The following is a 14,774-nucleotide window of genomic DNA, read 5'->3' as shown; positions in this document are numbered from 1 at the left end:
GCACGTAAGAAGAGAGTGGTATTAAACAAATGTATAATTACTTTATTTTTATTGGGTTAAACTATGAATAACATTGCGCCGCAATCACCTGTAATGCGTCGCCTGACGTTGCAGGATAATCCTGCTATCGCCCGCGTCATTCGTCAGGTATCCGCCGAATACGGTCTTACCGCTGATAAAGGCTACACCGTCGCCGATCCGAATCTTGACGAGCTGTATCAAGTGTATAGTCAGCCTGGTCATGCATATTGGGTGGTTGAGTACGAGGGTGAAGTGGTCGGCGGCGGTGGGATTGCGCCATTAGCAGGTAGTGAATCGGACATTTGCGAACTGCAAAAGATGTATTTTCTTCCGGCTATTCGCGGCAAAGGGCTGGCAAAAAAACTGGCCTTAAAGGCGATGGAGGAGGCAAGAGAAATGGGCTTCAAACGCTGCTATCTGGAAACGACCGCTTTTTTGAAAGAAGCGATTGGTTTGTATGAACATTTAGGTTTTCAACATATCGACTATGCACTTGGCTGCACGGGCCATGTTGATTGTGAAGTGCGGATGTTGCGCGAACTCTAAAAAAATGCCCGCTAGTGTGTGCTATCGGGCATTTTAATCAATTAATTAGTGGCGAACCCCGTCATCGTCTTCATCGACAAAATCTTCATCGTCGCCATCTTCGCCGTTGGGATCTTCAAAGTAAGTGCCCCAACCGTCGTACTCAACGTCAAATTTCTCCGCCAGCGTCATCAGTTGTTCAACCTGGGCATCGATCAGATCGGCATTCAACGCGCACTCGCTGAGGATGTCGCAGCAAATCACGATATCACCATCTTCAACTTCCAGCTCTTCTGGATCGGTCACTTCGTAACCGAGTTTAAACGCTTCAACTGCGGCTTTTTCCAGGGTTTCCAGATCGTCTGCGGAAAGATGGTGTTCGATGGTGTACAGCGCGTCCGGATCGCTGCCATCTTCCAGTAATTCTTCAATAATCAAACGTGTTTCTTCACGCTGTTCTTCCAGTTGTTCCGGGTTTGCCATGGCTCATTCCTCTTAATGTCCTGCCGATACTCTTATTGTCACACACCACTGACATTGCCTCCACCTTTGTGACAAAGATTTATGCTTTAGACTTGCAAATGAATAATCATCCATATAAATTGAATTTTAATTCATTGAGGCGTTAGCCACAGGAGGGATCTATGTCCGGGTTTTATCATAAGCATTTCCTGAAATTACTCGATTTCACGCCAGCTGAACTCAACAGCCTGCTGCAGTTAGCCGCGAAGCTGAAAGCCGATAAGAAAAGCGGCAAAGAAGAAGCCAAACTCACTGGTAAAAACATCGCGCTCATCTTCGAAAAAGACTCGACCCGTACCCGATGCTCTTTCGAAGTTGCCGCATATGACCAGGGTGCTCGCGTGACTTATCTCGGCCCAAGCGGCAGTCAGATTGGTCATAAAGAGTCGATTAAAGACACTGCCCGCGTGCTGGGTCGCATGTATGACGGTATTCAGTATCGCGGCTATGGTCAGGAGATTGTCGAAACACTGGCGGAATACGCTGGCGTGCCGGTATGGAACGGCCTGACCAATGAGTTTCACCCCACGCAGTTGCTGGCGGATCTCCTCACCATGCAGGAGCATTTACCCGGTAAAGCATTCAACGAAATGACGCTGGTCTATGCAGGTGACGCACGTAACAACATGGGCAATTCGATGCTCGAAGCTGCGGCGCTTACCGGTCTGGATTTGCGTCTGGTCGCGCCACAGGCATGCTGGCCGGAAGCTGCGCTGGTTACGGAATGCCGCGCTCTGGCACAGCAAAATGGCGGGAATATTACGCTAACGGAAGATGTAGCCAAGGGAGTAGAAGGTGCTGACTTTATCTATACCGATGTGTGGGTGTCGATGGGGGAAGCAAAAGAAAAATGGGCTGAACGCATTGCATTACTGCGTGATTATCAGGTGAACAGCAAGATGATGCAGTTGACCGGTAACCCGGAGGTCAAATTCCTCCACTGCCTGCCCGCGTTCCATGATGACCAAACGACGCTTGGTAAGAAAATGGCGGAAGAGTTTGGCCTACATGGCGGAATGGAAGTGACTGATGAGGTCTTCGAATCTGCCGCCAGCATTGTTTTTGATCAGGCGGAAAACCGCATGCATACCATCAAAGCGGTGATGGTCGCGACGCTCAGTAAATTAAATAATTAATATCTCTATAAAGATGCCGGGAAATACAAAAAAATCCCGGCATCACATTATTTTATGCAGTGATAGTTTTTTTATTCCAGCCAAATTTTTCTATTGCTATACGTAAATTTTCCGGAGGATTTAGTGTATTTAAACGCTGTTGGTCAATAAATGGCAATATATTAACCTCCGATTTCAAGATAGTTTGCATCATTCTAAACCTAAGTTTTAATTCATTATTAAATTTTTCTTTAATAACATCTTTTGGTTGATTTTCCATAATCTCTTCATTAGACTCTTTATTATTAAAATTATACCCTAACTTATCAAAATAAATCTTTTCATCCTCATAGCTCTTAAGTAACTGAGGGAAGTACCAATTAACCATCTCAGGATTTTTCATAAAAAACTCCTTCATAAAAATATCATTCACTAAAATGCTGACAGGTACTTTATTAAATATAGACTCAACATTACTAAATAGCCTTTGGATTAAATATATTTTTTCTCGATTGCTTAAGTTAAAATCATTGACATATACAACCAACTTATTCCAAATCAACTCCTGTAATTCAGGACTATTGTTATAGGGTTCTTTATCGAGATTGAAAAATAATGTCTCAGCTATTTTAGACTGATCGCTGCGAAGATTAATATGATTTATTACGGAGCATGCATGTTTTATCTTTTTAGCATCATCAGAATATTGCATGCTTTTATTAAAACACCACTCCAGTATTCTTACATCATTAATATATGGAAATTTTAAAAAAGTCTCCAGCATCGAATCGATGACCGGTGTAAGGTTAACCTTTGCATCATCTAAGGATTCAATAAGAATATGAGACAGGTTAATCATGATGTCATTAATTTCATTGTTACCTTCTTTGTAATTATCAATTCCGTGATCATTTAATTCGTAGAGCTTATCTATTTCTTCAAGTATACCATTTTCGCCCAGTAAGTATGAAATCGATTCACTACATACATGAGGCATTAATAGCAGATGTTCGTTCCTTATTGCTAATAATGCATTATTCAATGATTTTTCTAATAAATCCGTAATCGTAGAATCAACTGAACCTTTACAACTCACCTGCGAATTATTTAAGTCCTGCGAGTTATTTAACTCCTGCGAATCATTTAACTCCTTTGGATTATTTAACTCCTGCGAATTATTTAACTTCTGCGAATTATTTAACTTCTGCGAATTATTTAACTCCTGTATATTATTTAACCCCTGTATATTATTTAACTTCTGTAGATTATTTAACTTCTGTAGATTATTTAACTTCTGTAGATTATTTAACTTCTGATGATTATTTAATAGACGCGCTATTTCCTTGTTAGCTTCGCGTTGGTAACACGCCAGAACCTTGTTAGTAATCAGGTGTAATGAACTATCATCTTTTCTTTCAAAAGACTTCCCTTCATAACGATTAGTCGAACCATCAGATTGTTTAAATATAATGACTGTATGTCCTTCACGAATCCCTTTAGTAGAAGCTGAGGCAAGTGTAATTTCTATCTTCACCTTAGATAAATCCGCTCGCTCCCCTTCAGGATTATTCATGTAAAACTTCATTTTTTCATTGCCATCAGTATCTTTAGAATAAGATGAGGACTCAATATGAGCCATCATATTTCTACCCGCTTCGTTGGAGCGTTTGCTAAAATCCACATAACCCAGGGTAAATATCTTTGCCAAAAACTCCAAAAATGCTCTAGGAGAAAGAATATTGCTTCTGCTATTCTGCCCCCCGGCAATTCGGGCAAAATCATTCATTCCCACATACCAGGTATCTAAGGCTTCATTTTTTTGTTTAAAATTGTCGGCTAATGTAATGTGTTGAGAATAATTCAAATCTGATATTTTGCTCATGACGAACTCCTTGAGTTAATAAGAACGTCTAAGCATTACAAATTTTACTCACAAAAAAATATCAAAAAACGCTCTTTTCACAAACTCGCCGTAAACCTGGAGTTATTTACGGCGAAAAGTCATCACGCCATCAGCATCTTCACTACTGCTTTGCGAACCCGGGCTGGCGCGCCCACTGCGCACAGCGGTTTATGCACTTCCCCCGGATAAAACACAACAAAATCACCTTCATTAAGGATAACTGTTTTCTCATCAACACCTTCCGGCAAAAATGCGATGTCTTTATCAGCTAACCAGTCGGTATCCGGCGTACCTGCCGGTTGTGTGCTGAAGGTCATGCCTTCCTGACCTTTTAACACAATCTGAATGTCGAGATAGCGGGCATGGTACTCCGCACGGCGAGCTTCGTACGGCTCGGTCATATCTTCCGAGATAAGATAAAACAGACGATTGCCTTCGATATCGTGCTTGCCCTTTGGCGTTTCTGCCGTAACGTGTGCTTTGATATGCTCAATCGCCTGGCGTAACTCCTGGGGTAGCCACGGCTGAAGATTATGAATATTTCCGATGATCATCTTTTCCACTCCTTAATTAAAACAACGTTTCATTTCCATCGTTATACGAAAAGATGATCAATTCCGCTAGCCTTAACGCGTGAATTATTGTCTTATCACAACTTATCGGCAGGCGCGTTCCCGCCTTTCGGGTCAAGGCCCGCATCACTCCTTGAGAATAGTTTTTATCGCTTCCCCCGCCAGTGCAGCTGTTGCACAGAGTTGTTCGATGGAGTGCCCCTCCCGTGCCTTCGCAGAAAGCCCTGACATCACGGTACTCATAAAATCAGTCACACATTGTGCGCTTTGTGGATGCCGCCTGGCGATATAGTCATAAATGGCCGTTTCTGCGGCGTGATAATATTGAACGGCAATATCACGCGCTTGTGGATCATGACTATGAATGCCTTCAAGAACCATACAGCCAGCGCAGCCGCCGTTTTGGCTATATCTGCGCGCCGCTTCTTTTAATACCTCAGCCAGGCACTCCCCTACCGGACGATCATCACGAAGAATATCGGCAAGCGGAATAGCTTCCGTACCGACATATTCATTGAGTACACGGCTAAATAACCCAGCCTTACTGCCAAAAGCCGCGTAGAGGCTCGGGGGGTTAATACCAAGATAATCAGTAACTTCAGCAACACTGACAGCATCGAAACCTTTTTGGTGAAAAAGCACTTTTGCCGCAGAGACTGCCTGCTCAGGAGCGAAACGTCTGGGACGACCTGGAACGCGAGATTGTTTTTTAGTGACCATTACAAAACTTGTTGACAGAAAGTTAAAACAGTTTTGTAATGCATGTTACATAATAAATCAAGGAGTCCTTATGGGCGCTTTTACAGGTAAGACAGTTCTCATCCTCGGTGGCAGTCGTGGTATCGGTGCCGCTATCGTACGTCGTTTCGTCACCGATGGGGCCAATGTACGATTCACCTATGCGGGGTCGAAAGATGCCGCTGAACACCTGGCACAAGAGACTGGAGCGACAGCAGTATTCACAGATAGTGCTGACAGAGACGCTGTCATTGATGTCGTTCGTAAGAGCGGCTCATTGGATATCCTGGTGGTAAATGCAGGTATTGGCGTCTTTGGCGATGCCCTGGAATTAAATGCCGACGATATTGATCGCCTTTTCAAAATCAATATTCATGCTCCTTACCATGCCTCTGTTGAAGCCGCCCGGCAGATGCCCGAAGGCGGGCGCATCTTAATCATCGGCTCCGTGAATGGCGATCGTATGCCTGTTGCAGGCATGGCTGCTTATGCCGCCAGTAAATCTGCCCTACAAGGCATGGCGCGCGGGCTGGCCCGTGATTTTGGACCGCGTGGGATCACCATCAACGTCGTCCAGCCAGGGCCAATTGATACCGACGCTAATCCCGCCAACGGGCCAATGCGCGATATGTTGCATGGTTTTATGGCCATCAAAAGACATGGGCAACCGGAAGAGGTCGCTGGTATGGTCGCATGGTTAGCAGGGCCAGAAGCCAGTTTTGTTACCGGCGCGATGCATACCATTGATGGCGCGTTTGGCGCATAACCGACTACGCTCAATTAAGCCCAGCCATTTCCCATGATGTCTGGGTTTTGTTTACTCACGTCGTCCGCTAAAAGCGGCTCCTGGTAAATATAAATCTTCTGTTCATGTCGTAAATCTTGAGGATAACCAAATGGTAGAAAGAACCGCTGTTTTCCCTGCTGGACGACATTCACTGTATGCTGAGCATCGTTATTCTGCGGCTATTCGTTCCGGCGATTTGCTGTTTGTTTCCGGGCAAGTAGGAAGTCGAGAGGACGGAACACCAGAACCCGATTTTCAGCAACAAGTCAGACTGGCATTTGATAATTTGCATGCGACCCTGGCAGCTGCGGGATGCACTTTTGACGATATCATTGATGTTACGAGCTTTCATACCGATCCAGAAAAACAATTCGAAGACATCATGACGGTGAAAAATGAAATATTTAGCGCCCCACCTTATCCAAACTGGACGGCGGTGGGTGTTACATGGCTGGCAGGCTTTGATTTTGAAATTAAAGTGATAGCGCGCATCCCTGAGCAGTAAGCAATAGTGTTAGCCGTTCGTTTTCACACTCCGCCCTATAAGTCGGATGAATGGAATAAAATGCATATCTGATTGCGTGAAAGTGAAAAAGAAAAAAGCAGGAAATGTCTGCAATTATTGATACCGAACGACAGTTCCCCTCCAGAATCACAGTAAATAAAAATGCATATATTTTGACTTTAAATTCATATAAACCGTTTGCGCTGACAAAATATTGCATCAAATGCTTGCACCGCTTCTGACGATGAGTATAATGCCGGACAATTTGCCGGGAGGATGTATGGTTCAGTGTGTTCGACATTTTGTCTTACCGCGTCTGAAAAAAGACGCTGGCCTGCCGTTTTTCTTCCCGTTGATCACCCATTCCCAGCCCCTCAATCGAGGGGCTTTTTTTTGCCCAGGCGTCAGGAGATAAAAGATGGCTAATCCGCTATATCAGAAACATATCATTTCCATAAACGACCTTAGTCGCGATGATCTTAATCTGGTGCTGGCGACAGCGGCGAAACTGAAAGCAAACCCGCAACCAGAGCTGTTGAAGCACAAAGTCATTGCCAGCTGTTTCTTCGAAGCCTCTACCCGTACCCGCCTCTCTTTCGAAACTTCCATGCACCGCCTGGGTGCCAGCGTGGTGGGTTTTTCCGACAGCGCCAATACATCACTGGGTAAAAAGGGCGAAACGCTGGCCGATACCATTTCGGTTATCAGCACTTACGTTGATGCGATAGTGATGCGTCATCCGCAGGAAGGTGCGGCGCGCCTGGCCACCGAGTTTTCCGGCAATGTACCGGTACTGAATGCCGGTGATGGCTCCAACCAACATCCGACGCAAACCTTGCTGGACTTATTCACTATTCAGGAAACCCAGGGGCGTCTGGACAATCTCCACGTCGCAATGGTTGGTGACCTGAAATATGGCCGCACCGTTCACTCCCTGACTCAGGCGTTAGCGAAGTTCGACGGCAACCGTTTTTACTTCATCGCGCCGGACGCGCTGGCAATGCCGCAATATATTCTGGATATGCTTGATGAAAAAGGGATCGCCTGGAGTCTGCACAGCTCTATTGAAGAAGTGATGGCGGAAGTTGACATCCTGTACATGACCCGCGTGCAAAAAGAGCGTCTGGACCCGTCCGAGTACGCCAACGTGAAAGCGCAGTTTGTTCTTCGCGCCAGCGATCTCCACAACGCCAAAGCCAATATGAAAGTGCTGCATCCGCTGCCGCGTGTTGATGAGATTGCGACGGATGTTGATAAAACGCCACACGCCTGGTACTTCCAGCAGGCAGGCAACGGGATTTTCGCTCGCCAGGCGTTACTGGCACTGGTTCTGAATCGCGATCTGGTACTGTAAGGGGAAATAGAGATGACACACGATAATAAATTGCAGGTTGAAGCTATTAAACGCGGCACGGTAATTGACCATATCCCCGCCCAGATCGGTTTTAAGCTGTTGAGTCTGTTCAAGCTGACCGAAACGGATCAGCGCATCACCATCGGTCTGAACCTGCCTTCTGGCGAGATGGGCCGCAAAGATCTGATCAAAATCGAAAATACCTTTTTGAGTGAAGACCAGGTAGATCAACTGGCATTGTATGCGCCGCAAGCCACGGTTAACCGTATCGACAACTATGAAGTGGTGGGTAAATCGCGCCCAAGTCTGCCGGAGCGCATCGACAATGTGCTGGTCTGCCCGAACAGCAACTGTATCAGCCATGCCGAACCGGTTTCATCCAGCTTTGCCGTGCGAAAACGCGCCAAGGACATCGCGCTCAAATGCAAATACTGTGAAAAAGAGTTTTCCCATAATGTGGTGCTGGCCAATTAATTGCGGTTGGTAATAAAAGTCTGGCTCCCTATAATGAGCCAGACTTTTTACCGCTGTAATAAAGGAGAAATCATGAGCAAAACTATCGCGACGGAAAATGCACCGGCAGCTATCGGTCCTTACGTACAGGGCGTTGATCTGGGCAATATGATCATCACCTCCGGTCAGATCCCGGTAAATCCGAAAACGGGCGAAGTACCGGCAGACGTCGCTGCACAGGCACGTCAGTCGCTGGATAACGTAAAAGCGATCGTCGAAGCCGCTGGTCTGAAAGTGGGCGACATCGTTAAAACTACCGTGTTTGTAAAAGATCTGAACGACTTCGCAACCGTAAACGCCACTTACGAAGCCTTCTTCACCGAACACAACGCCACCTTCCCGGCACGTTCTTGCGTTGAAGTTGCCCGTCTGCCGAAAGACGTGAAGATTGAGATCGAAGCGATCGCTGTTCGTCGCTAATCTTGATGGAAATCCGGGCTATCATGCCCGGATTAAGTCTGATGACAAACGCAAAATCGCCTGATGCGCTACGCTTATCAGGCCTACGTGATTCCTGCAATTTATTGAATTTGTTGGCCGGATAAGGCATTTACGCCGCATCCGGCATGAACAAAACTCACTTTGTCTGCAATCTGAATCCGGGTCACCATGCCCAGTTGATTCTTTATTGCCAGCCGTAACGACGGCTATAGAACCCTTTCACCAACTGGGTTAATGTCATATACCCTGCCAGAATCGCAACCAGCCACGGGAAATAGCTTAACGGCAGCGCCTGCAGCTGCAGATAACTGGCCAGCGGTGAAAACGGCAATGCGATACCGACAATCATCACGATCACGGTCATGATCATTAACGGCCACGATGCACAGCTCTGAATAAACGGCACACGGCGCGTGCGGATCATATGCACAATCAGCGTTTGCGACAGTAAGCCCACCACAAACCATCCCGACTGGAACAGCGTTTGCGTTTCCGGCGTGTTGGCATGGAATACCCACCACATCAGGCAAAACGTCAAAATATCGAAGATCGAGCTGATCGGTCCGAAGAAGATCATAAAGCGCCCCAGATCCGCCGGATTCCAACGCTGCGGCTTTTGAATTTGCTCGTCGTCGACGTTATCAAACGGGATCGCCACCTGTGACACATCGTACAGCAGGTTCTGAATAAGCAAGTGTAACGGCAACATCGGCAGGAAGGGCAAGAAAGCACTCGCCACCAGCACGCTGAACACATTACCGAAGTTAGAACTCGCCGTCATTTTGATGTATTTCAGCATGTTGGCGAAAGTGCGACGTCCCTCAATAACCCCCTCTTCCAGCACCATCAGGCTTTTTTCCAGCAGGATGATATCAGCCGCTTCACGGGCAATATCTACCGCGCCGTCCACAGAAATGCCGATATCCGCAGCGCGTAAGGCGGGCGCATCATTAATACCATCGCCCATAAAGCCAACCACATGCCCTTCGCGCTTCAGTAAGGTCACAATGCGTTCTTTATGCATCGGCGTCAGGCGGGCAAACAGCGTGGTGCGCTGTGCAAGATTTGCCAGTTCGTCGTCAGATAGCGTTTCAATATCACTACCAATGACCACCTCTCCCGCGTCCAGCCCCACTTCATGGCACACTTTCGCTGCAACTAACTCACTGTCGCCAGTAAGGATTTTTACGGTAATTCCACTCGCTTTTAATGCCTTCAGTGCCGGAGCGGTTGTCTCTTTTGGCGGATCAAGGAAAGCAATATATCCTTCGAGGATCAGGTCGGATTCATCCGCCCGCTGGTAATCTCCTTCACGCGCTGGCAGGTATTTCGTCGCCACCGCAACCACGCGCAGCCCCTGACGATTCAGCGTATCAGTAACCCGCTTAATCTTACGCAGCATGGTGTCATCGAGCGGTACAATCTCGCCATTGTGACGCACTTGCGAACACACATTGAGGATTTCCTGCAATGCGCCTTTGCAAACCAGCTGATGGTGCTCGGTATTTTCTGCCACTACCACCGACATCCGGCGACGCTCGAAATCAAACGGAATCTCATCGATTTTTTGCCAACGACTGGCCAGCGAGCGCGCTGACTCTTCATCCGTACCTTCGAGCACCGCTGTATCGAGCAGGTTTTTAAGTCCGGTCTGATAATGACTGTTCAACCACGCGCTATGCAGCACGCGTTCGCTGGTTTTACCGGAGATATCGGTATGATTCTCCAGCACAATTTTATCCTGCGTCAGGGTGCCGGTTTTATCAGTGCACAGAATATCCATTGCGCCAAAGTTCTGAATAGCATCCAGATGTTTGACGATCACTTTCTGTTTCGACAGCTTTACTGCGCCGCGCGCCAGCGTCGAGGTAACAATCATCGGCAACATTTCCGGCGTTAGGCCTACCGCGACCGAAAGCGCAAACAGCGCCGCTTCCCACCAGTCGCCTTTGGTGTAGCCATTGATTAACAGCACCACCGGTGCCATCACCAGCATAAAGCGAATCAGCAGCATACTGACGCGGCTGATCCCTTGCTGAAAGGCATTCGGCTCGCTTTCCTGCTCACTAACACGCCCCGCCAGTTGACCAAACCAGGTATTGGCACCTGTAGCAATCACCATTGCTTGTGCCGTGCCGCTCACCACGGTGGTGCCCATAAAACACAGCGTGTCGCACTCCAGCGGATTGCTGTGCTCCGGCTGGCGAGTGGTAGCGGCTTTTTCCACGGGCAGAGACTCACCGGTTAACGACGCCTGAGCGACGAACAGATCCCGCGCTTGCAAGATACGTAAATCTGCCGGGATCATATCCCCCGCCGCCAGTTTTATAATATCGCCGGGCACCAGCTGGTCGATCGGGATCTCCAGCCAGCCATTTTCGCCTTTGTCGTTAATTACGCGCAGCACCGTCGCGGTATTGCTGACCATCGCTTTCAGGGCATCTGCCGCTTTAGTGGAACGTGCTTCCTGAATAAAGTTCAGCAACGTTGAAATAGCGACCATTAGCGCGATAACGCCCGCAGCAAATAAATCTTCCGTGGCGTAAGAAATAGCGCCGAGAATGGTGAGTAAAATATTAAAGGGGTTGCGATAGCAGACCCATAAATGTACCCACCACGGCGACGGTTGTTGTGCGGGTAATTTATTTTCACCATGTTGTTCGCGGGCAGATTCCACTTCCGCCTGATTTAACCCTTCCGGATGGGTGTCGAACGTTTTCCACAATTCTTCTTCGGGCATCACCGCCATTTTCAGGCAATGCGCACTTAAGGACGGCGGGACCACCGTATTCACTGTCTGCTGCGCGCCAGGCAATGGATCACGATGAACCAGACGGGAAGGTAAATGGCGAATGAGCCGGGTAAAAATTTCTTTAAACATAAGGAGTCCCTCCGCACTGTCTGAAACAGTACAGAAATGTCTTCAGGCGTGGCGAAGCCTTACCTGAAGGTAATAAAGCTGAGCAGGGACGTTAAAACGTCACGGCCTTACGCATCCGGTAACGCCGTGAAAAGACGGGCTTACCGGAAAAGTTTTAATCTCCGTCGAGGGAGAGGCGTGGGATCAGGTTCCATATAACCTCCGGTAAGTGAAAAAAGCGCCGCAAATAATAAGGAGAATCCAATAATATTCGTAGCATCTATGGCGATATAATACCTGCTGGCAACTAAACCAACGATAAACCAGACTTTACCCATTGCTGAATGCACGGGTAAAGTTAGGCTCAAATAATTAAACAACACGTTACAGGACAACAGGATGCAAAATCGGCTGACCATCAAAGACATCGCGCGCTTAAGCGGCGTGGGGAAATCTACAGTTTCCCGGGTGCTGAATAACGAAAGCGGCGTGAGCCAGCGCACCCGCGAGCGTGTTGAAGCAGTGATGAATCAGCATGGATTTTCCCCTTCCCGCTCTGCGCGCGCTATGCGTGGGCAAAGCGATAAAGTGGTCGCCATCATTGTTACCCGTCTGGATTCGTTGTCAGAAAATCTCGCCGTTCAAACCATGCTGCCAGCGTTCTATGAACAAGGTTACGACCCAATCATGATGGAAAGTCAGTTTTCCCCGCAATTAGTTGCCGAACATTTGGGGGTGCTGAAACGGCGTAATATCGACGGCGTAGTGCTGTTCGGTTTTACTGGCATAACAGAAGAAATGTTAGCCCACTGGCAGTCATCGCTGGTTCTGCTGGCGCGTGACGCAAAAGGCTTTGCTTCGGTCTGTTATGACGACGAAGGGGCAATCAAGATCCTGATGCAACGGCTGTATGACCAGGGGCATCGTAATATCAGTTATCTCGGCGTGCCGCACAGTGACGTGACAACCGGTAAGCGACGTCACGAAGCCTACCTGGCGTTCTGCAAAGCGCATAAACTGCATCCCGTTGCCGCCCTGCCAGGCCTTGCTATGAAGCAAGGCTATGAGAACGTGGCAAAAGTGATTACGCCTGAAACTACTGCGTTACTGTGCGCAACCGACACGCTGGCACTTGGCGCAAGTAAATACCTGCAAGAGCAACGCATCGACACCTTGCAACTGGCGAGCGTCGGTAATACACCGTTAATGAAATTCCTCCATCCGGAGATCGTCACCGTAGATCCCGGTTACGCCGAAGCTGGACGCCAGGCGGCCTGCCAGTTGATCGCACAGGTAACCGGGCGCAGCGAACCGCAACAAATCATCATCCCCGCCACCCTGTCCTGATCGTTTCCTAAACGATAAATTGTGATCTTCGCTGCGTTTCGGGAACGTTCCCGTTTTTAAATTTTTCCGCGCAATATATTCTGCAGCCAACCAAAAATGTCATCTGCCATGGGGCTTTATGATGAGCAAAATAAACCAAACGGATATCGATCGGTTGATTGAACTGGTCGGCGGGCGCGGCAATATTGCGACGGTGAGCCACTGTATTACTCGCCTGCGCTTTGTCCTCAACCAACCGGCCAATGCCAGACCGAAAGAAATTGAGCAACTCCCCATGGTGAAAGGCTGTTTCACCAATGCCGGGCAATTTCAGGTGGTGATTGGCACCAACGTGGGTGATTACTATCAAGCACTGATAGCGTCAACCGGACAGGCGCAGGTTGATAAAGAGCAGGTAAAAAAAGCCGCCCGGCAGAATATGAAATGGCATGAGCAGTTGATCTCTCATTTCGCGGAGATCTTCTTCCCGTTGCTGCCCGCGTTGATCAGCGGCGGTTTGATCCTCGGTTTTCGCAATGTGATCGGCGATTTGCCCATGAGCAACGGTCAAACGCTGGCGCAAATGTACCCTTCCCTGCAAACGATCTACGATTTTCTGTGGTTGATCGGTGAAGCGATCTTCTTCTACCTGCCGGTCGGGATTTGCTGGTCAGCGGTGAAAAAAATGGGCGGCACGCCGATCCTTGGTATCGTACTTGGCGTAACGCTGGTTTCTCCACAGCTGATGAACGCTTATCTGCTCGGACAGCAGCTGCCGGAAGTGTGGGACTTTGGCATGTTCAGCATCGCCAAAGTGGGCTATCAGGCGCAGGTGATCCCAGCACTATTAGCCGGGCTGGCGCTGGGCGTTATTGAAACTCGCCTTAAACGCATCGTGCCAGATTACCTCTATCTGGTGGTGGTGCCCGTCTGTTCGCTGATCCTCGCGGTGTTCCTCGCCCATGCGCTGATTGGTCCGTTTGGTCGCATGATTGGCGATGGCGTTGCCTTTGCGGTACGTCACCTGATGACCGGCAGCTTTGCTCCGATTGGCGCGGCATTGTTTGGCTTCCTGTACGCCCCGCTGGTGATCACCGGGGTACACCAGACCACGCTTGCTATTGATTTGCAGATGATTCAAAGCATGGGTGGTACGCCAGTGTGGCCGCTGATTGCGCTGTCGAATATCGCTCAGGGCTCCGCCGTGATAGGCATTATCATTTCCAGCCGCAAGCACAATGAACGCGAGATCTCCGTGCCTGCGGCGATCTCCGCCTGGCTTGGGGTCACTGAGCCTGCAATGTACGGCATCAACCTGAAATATCGCTTCCCGATGCTGTGCGCGATGATTGGTTCTGGTCTGGCAGGATTGCTATGCGGCCTGAACGGCGTTATGGCGAATGGCATCGGCGTAGGCGGCCTGCCGGGAATTCTCTCGATTCAACCGAGCTACTGGCAGGTGTTTGCGCTGGCAATGGCTATCGCCATCATCATCCCGATTGTACTCACCTCGTTTATCTACCAGCGGAAATACCGCCTGGGCACGCTGGACATTGTTTAATTTTCTTCGGGGCGCAATTGCGCCCCCTCGC

Annotated in this window: 16 protein-coding genes; 10 read left to right on the top strand and 6 right to left on the bottom strand. The window is 48.4% G+C overall.

The window, feature by feature from the left end; translation table 11 throughout:
- The first annotated feature begins 63 nt into the window (after window positions 1-63).
- Complete coding sequence (locus tag HUZ68_RS02280; RefSeq protein WP_001059397.1) at window positions 64-567, top strand: GNAT family N-acetyltransferase; 504 nt, start codon at window positions 64-66, stop codon at window positions 565-567.
- 45 nt (window positions 568-612) lie between these two features.
- Here HUZ68_RS02280 and rraB read toward each other — a convergent pair whose 3' ends face one another.
- Window positions 613-1,029, bottom strand: a complete 417-nt coding sequence (gene rraB / locus HUZ68_RS02275) for a ribonuclease E inhibitor RraB (protein WP_000002953.1) — start codon at window positions 1,027-1,029, stop codon at window positions 613-615.
- Window positions 1,030-1,190: 161 nt separating this feature from the next.
- Between rraB and argF the strand changes: the two genes are divergently transcribed.
- Complete coding sequence (gene argF / locus HUZ68_RS02270) at window positions 1,191-2,204, top strand: ornithine carbamoyltransferase (protein WP_000012908.1); 1,014 nt, start codon at window positions 1,191-1,193, stop codon at window positions 2,202-2,204.
- Between the two features lie 52 nt (window positions 2,205-2,256).
- Here argF and yjgL read toward each other — a convergent pair whose 3' ends face one another.
- From yjgL to HUZ68_RS02255, 3 genes are all read right to left on the bottom strand, one after another.
- On the bottom strand, window positions 2,257-4,065 hold the full coding sequence (gene yjgL, locus HUZ68_RS02265; RefSeq protein ID WP_044807953.1) for a protein YjgL: 1,809 nt from the start codon (window positions 4,063-4,065) through the stop codon (window positions 2,257-2,259).
- A gap of 122 nt (window positions 4,066-4,187) precedes the next feature.
- Entirely contained in the window at window positions 4,188-4,640 is a 453-nt protein-coding gene (gene tabA, locus HUZ68_RS02260; protein WP_001336307.1) for a toxin-antitoxin biofilm protein TabA, read from the bottom strand.
- Window positions 4,641-4,784: 144 nt separating this feature from the next.
- Window positions 4,785-5,378 (bottom strand): TetR/AcrR family transcriptional regulator, encoded by a 594-nt coding sequence (locus HUZ68_RS02255; protein WP_005138394.1) that lies wholly within the window; start codon window positions 5,376-5,378, stop codon window positions 4,785-4,787.
- A 70-nt stretch (window positions 5,379-5,448) separates the two neighbouring features.
- Between HUZ68_RS02255 and bdcA the strand changes: the two genes are divergently transcribed.
- The 6 genes from bdcA (at window position 5,449) to ridA (ending at window position 8,975) form a co-directional block, all read left to right on the top strand.
- Complete coding sequence (gene bdcA, locus HUZ68_RS02250; protein ID WP_033815206.1) at window positions 5,449-6,162, top strand: SDR family oxidoreductase; 714 nt, start codon at window positions 5,449-5,451, stop codon at window positions 6,160-6,162.
- A 130-nt stretch (window positions 6,163-6,292) separates the two neighbouring features.
- Window positions 6,293-6,688 (top strand): RidA family protein, encoded by a 396-nt coding sequence (locus HUZ68_RS02245; protein ID WP_000230274.1) that lies wholly within the window; start codon window positions 6,293-6,295, stop codon window positions 6,686-6,688.
- A gap of 280 nt (window positions 6,689-6,968) precedes the next feature.
- The gene (pyrL, locus tag HUZ68_RS02240; protein WP_001296693.1) at window positions 6,969-7,103 is read left to right on the top strand and encodes a pyr operon leader peptide; all 135 of its coding nucleotides are present in this window, start codon (window positions 6,969-6,971) and stop codon (window positions 7,101-7,103) included.
- A 3-nt stretch (window positions 7,104-7,106) separates the two neighbouring features.
- Entirely contained in the window at window positions 7,107-8,042 is a 936-nt protein-coding gene (gene pyrB, locus HUZ68_RS02235) for an aspartate carbamoyltransferase (RefSeq protein WP_000013046.1), read from the top strand.
- 12 nt (window positions 8,043-8,054) lie between these two features.
- Window positions 8,055-8,516, top strand: a complete 462-nt coding sequence (gene pyrI / locus HUZ68_RS02230; protein WP_033815207.1) for an aspartate carbamoyltransferase regulatory subunit — start codon at window positions 8,055-8,057, stop codon at window positions 8,514-8,516.
- 72 nt (window positions 8,517-8,588) lie between these two features.
- The gene (gene ridA, locus HUZ68_RS02225; protein ID WP_000047539.1) at window positions 8,589-8,975 is read left to right on the top strand and encodes a 2-iminobutanoate/2-iminopropanoate deaminase; all 387 of its coding nucleotides are present in this window, start codon (window positions 8,589-8,591) and stop codon (window positions 8,973-8,975) included.
- Window positions 8,976-9,180: 205 nt separating this feature from the next.
- Here the strand turns inward: ridA and mgtA are convergent, their stop codons facing one another.
- Window positions 9,181-11,877, bottom strand: a complete 2,697-nt coding sequence (gene mgtA / locus HUZ68_RS02220) for a magnesium-translocating P-type ATPase (RefSeq protein ID WP_001522416.1) — start codon at window positions 11,875-11,877, stop codon at window positions 9,181-9,183.
- Between the two features lie 140 nt (window positions 11,878-12,017).
- Window positions 12,018-12,071 carry a mgtA regulatory leader peptide MgtL gene (mgtL, locus tag HUZ68_RS02215; RefSeq protein WP_001387276.1) on the bottom strand — a complete coding sequence of 18 codons (54 nt, stop codon included), beginning with the start codon at window positions 12,069-12,071 and terminating at the stop codon, window positions 12,018-12,020.
- Window positions 12,072-12,255: 184 nt separating this feature from the next.
- On the opposite strand from mgtL, the gene treR reads away from it, so the two are divergent.
- Both treR and treB read left to right on the top strand, forming a co-directional pair.
- Window positions 12,256-13,203, top strand: coding sequence for a trehalose operon repressor TreR (treR, locus tag HUZ68_RS02210; RefSeq protein WP_001181324.1), 948 nt, complete (start codon window positions 12,256-12,258; stop codon window positions 13,201-13,203).
- A gap of 118 nt (window positions 13,204-13,321) precedes the next feature.
- Window positions 13,322-14,743 (top strand): PTS trehalose transporter subunit IIBC, encoded by a 1,422-nt coding sequence (gene treB / locus HUZ68_RS02205; RefSeq protein ID WP_001299664.1) that lies wholly within the window; start codon window positions 13,322-13,324, stop codon window positions 14,741-14,743.
- The last annotated feature ends 31 nt before the right edge of the window (window positions 14,744-14,774 follow it).

The sequence above is a fragment of the Shigella dysenteriae genome (genome assembly GCF_022354085.1).
In the GTDB taxonomy this organism is placed as follows: Bacteria; Pseudomonadota; Gammaproteobacteria; order Enterobacterales; family Enterobacteriaceae; genus Escherichia; species Escherichia coli.
The sequence above is the reverse complement of the archived record's forward strand: the minus strand, read 5'-3'. Positions and strand labels throughout refer to the sequence as shown.

Excerpts from the sequence above, each read along its gene's own strand:
- treB (WP_001299664.1), top strand. The coding sequence starts at position 13,322 with ATGATGAGCAAAATAAACCAAACGGATATCGATCGGTTGATTGAACTG.
- HUZ68_RS02255 (WP_005138394.1), bottom strand. The coding sequence starts at position 5,378 with ATGGTCACTAAAAAACAATCTCGCGTTCCAGGTCGTCCCAGACGTTTC.
- rraB (WP_000002953.1), bottom strand. The coding sequence starts at position 1,029 with ATGGCAAACCCGGAACAACTGGAAGAACAGCGTGAAGAAACACGTTTG.
- pyrL (WP_001296693.1), top strand. The coding sequence starts at position 6,969 with ATGGTTCAGTGTGTTCGACATTTTGTCTTACCGCGTCTGAAAAAAGAC.
- ridA (WP_000047539.1), top strand. The coding sequence starts at position 8,589 with ATGAGCAAAACTATCGCGACGGAAAATGCACCGGCAGCTATCGGTCCT.
- tabA (WP_001336307.1), bottom strand. The coding sequence starts at position 4,640 with ATGATCATCGGAAATATTCATAATCTTCAGCCGTGGCTACCCCAGGAG.
- pyrB (WP_000013046.1), top strand. The coding sequence starts at position 7,107 with ATGGCTAATCCGCTATATCAGAAACATATCATTTCCATAAACGACCTT.
- HUZ68_RS02245 (WP_000230274.1), top strand. The coding sequence starts at position 6,293 with ATGGTAGAAAGAACCGCTGTTTTCCCTGCTGGACGACATTCACTGTAT.
- yjgL (WP_044807953.1), bottom strand. The coding sequence starts at position 4,065 with ATGAGCAAAATATCAGATTTGAATTATTCTCAACACATTACATTAGCC.
- argF (WP_000012908.1), top strand. The coding sequence starts at position 1,191 with ATGTCCGGGTTTTATCATAAGCATTTCCTGAAATTACTCGATTTCACG.
- mgtA (WP_001522416.1), bottom strand. The coding sequence starts at position 11,877 with ATGTTTAAAGAAATTTTTACCCGGCTCATTCGCCATTTACCTTCCCGT.
- HUZ68_RS02280 (WP_001059397.1), top strand. The coding sequence starts at position 64 with ATGAATAACATTGCGCCGCAATCACCTGTAATGCGTCGCCTGACGTTG.
- treR (WP_001181324.1), top strand. The coding sequence starts at position 12,256 with ATGCAAAATCGGCTGACCATCAAAGACATCGCGCGCTTAAGCGGCGTG.
- bdcA (WP_033815206.1), top strand. The coding sequence starts at position 5,449 with ATGGGCGCTTTTACAGGTAAGACAGTTCTCATCCTCGGTGGCAGTCGT.
- pyrI (WP_033815207.1), top strand. The coding sequence starts at position 8,055 with ATGACACACGATAATAAATTGCAGGTTGAAGCTATTAAACGCGGCACG.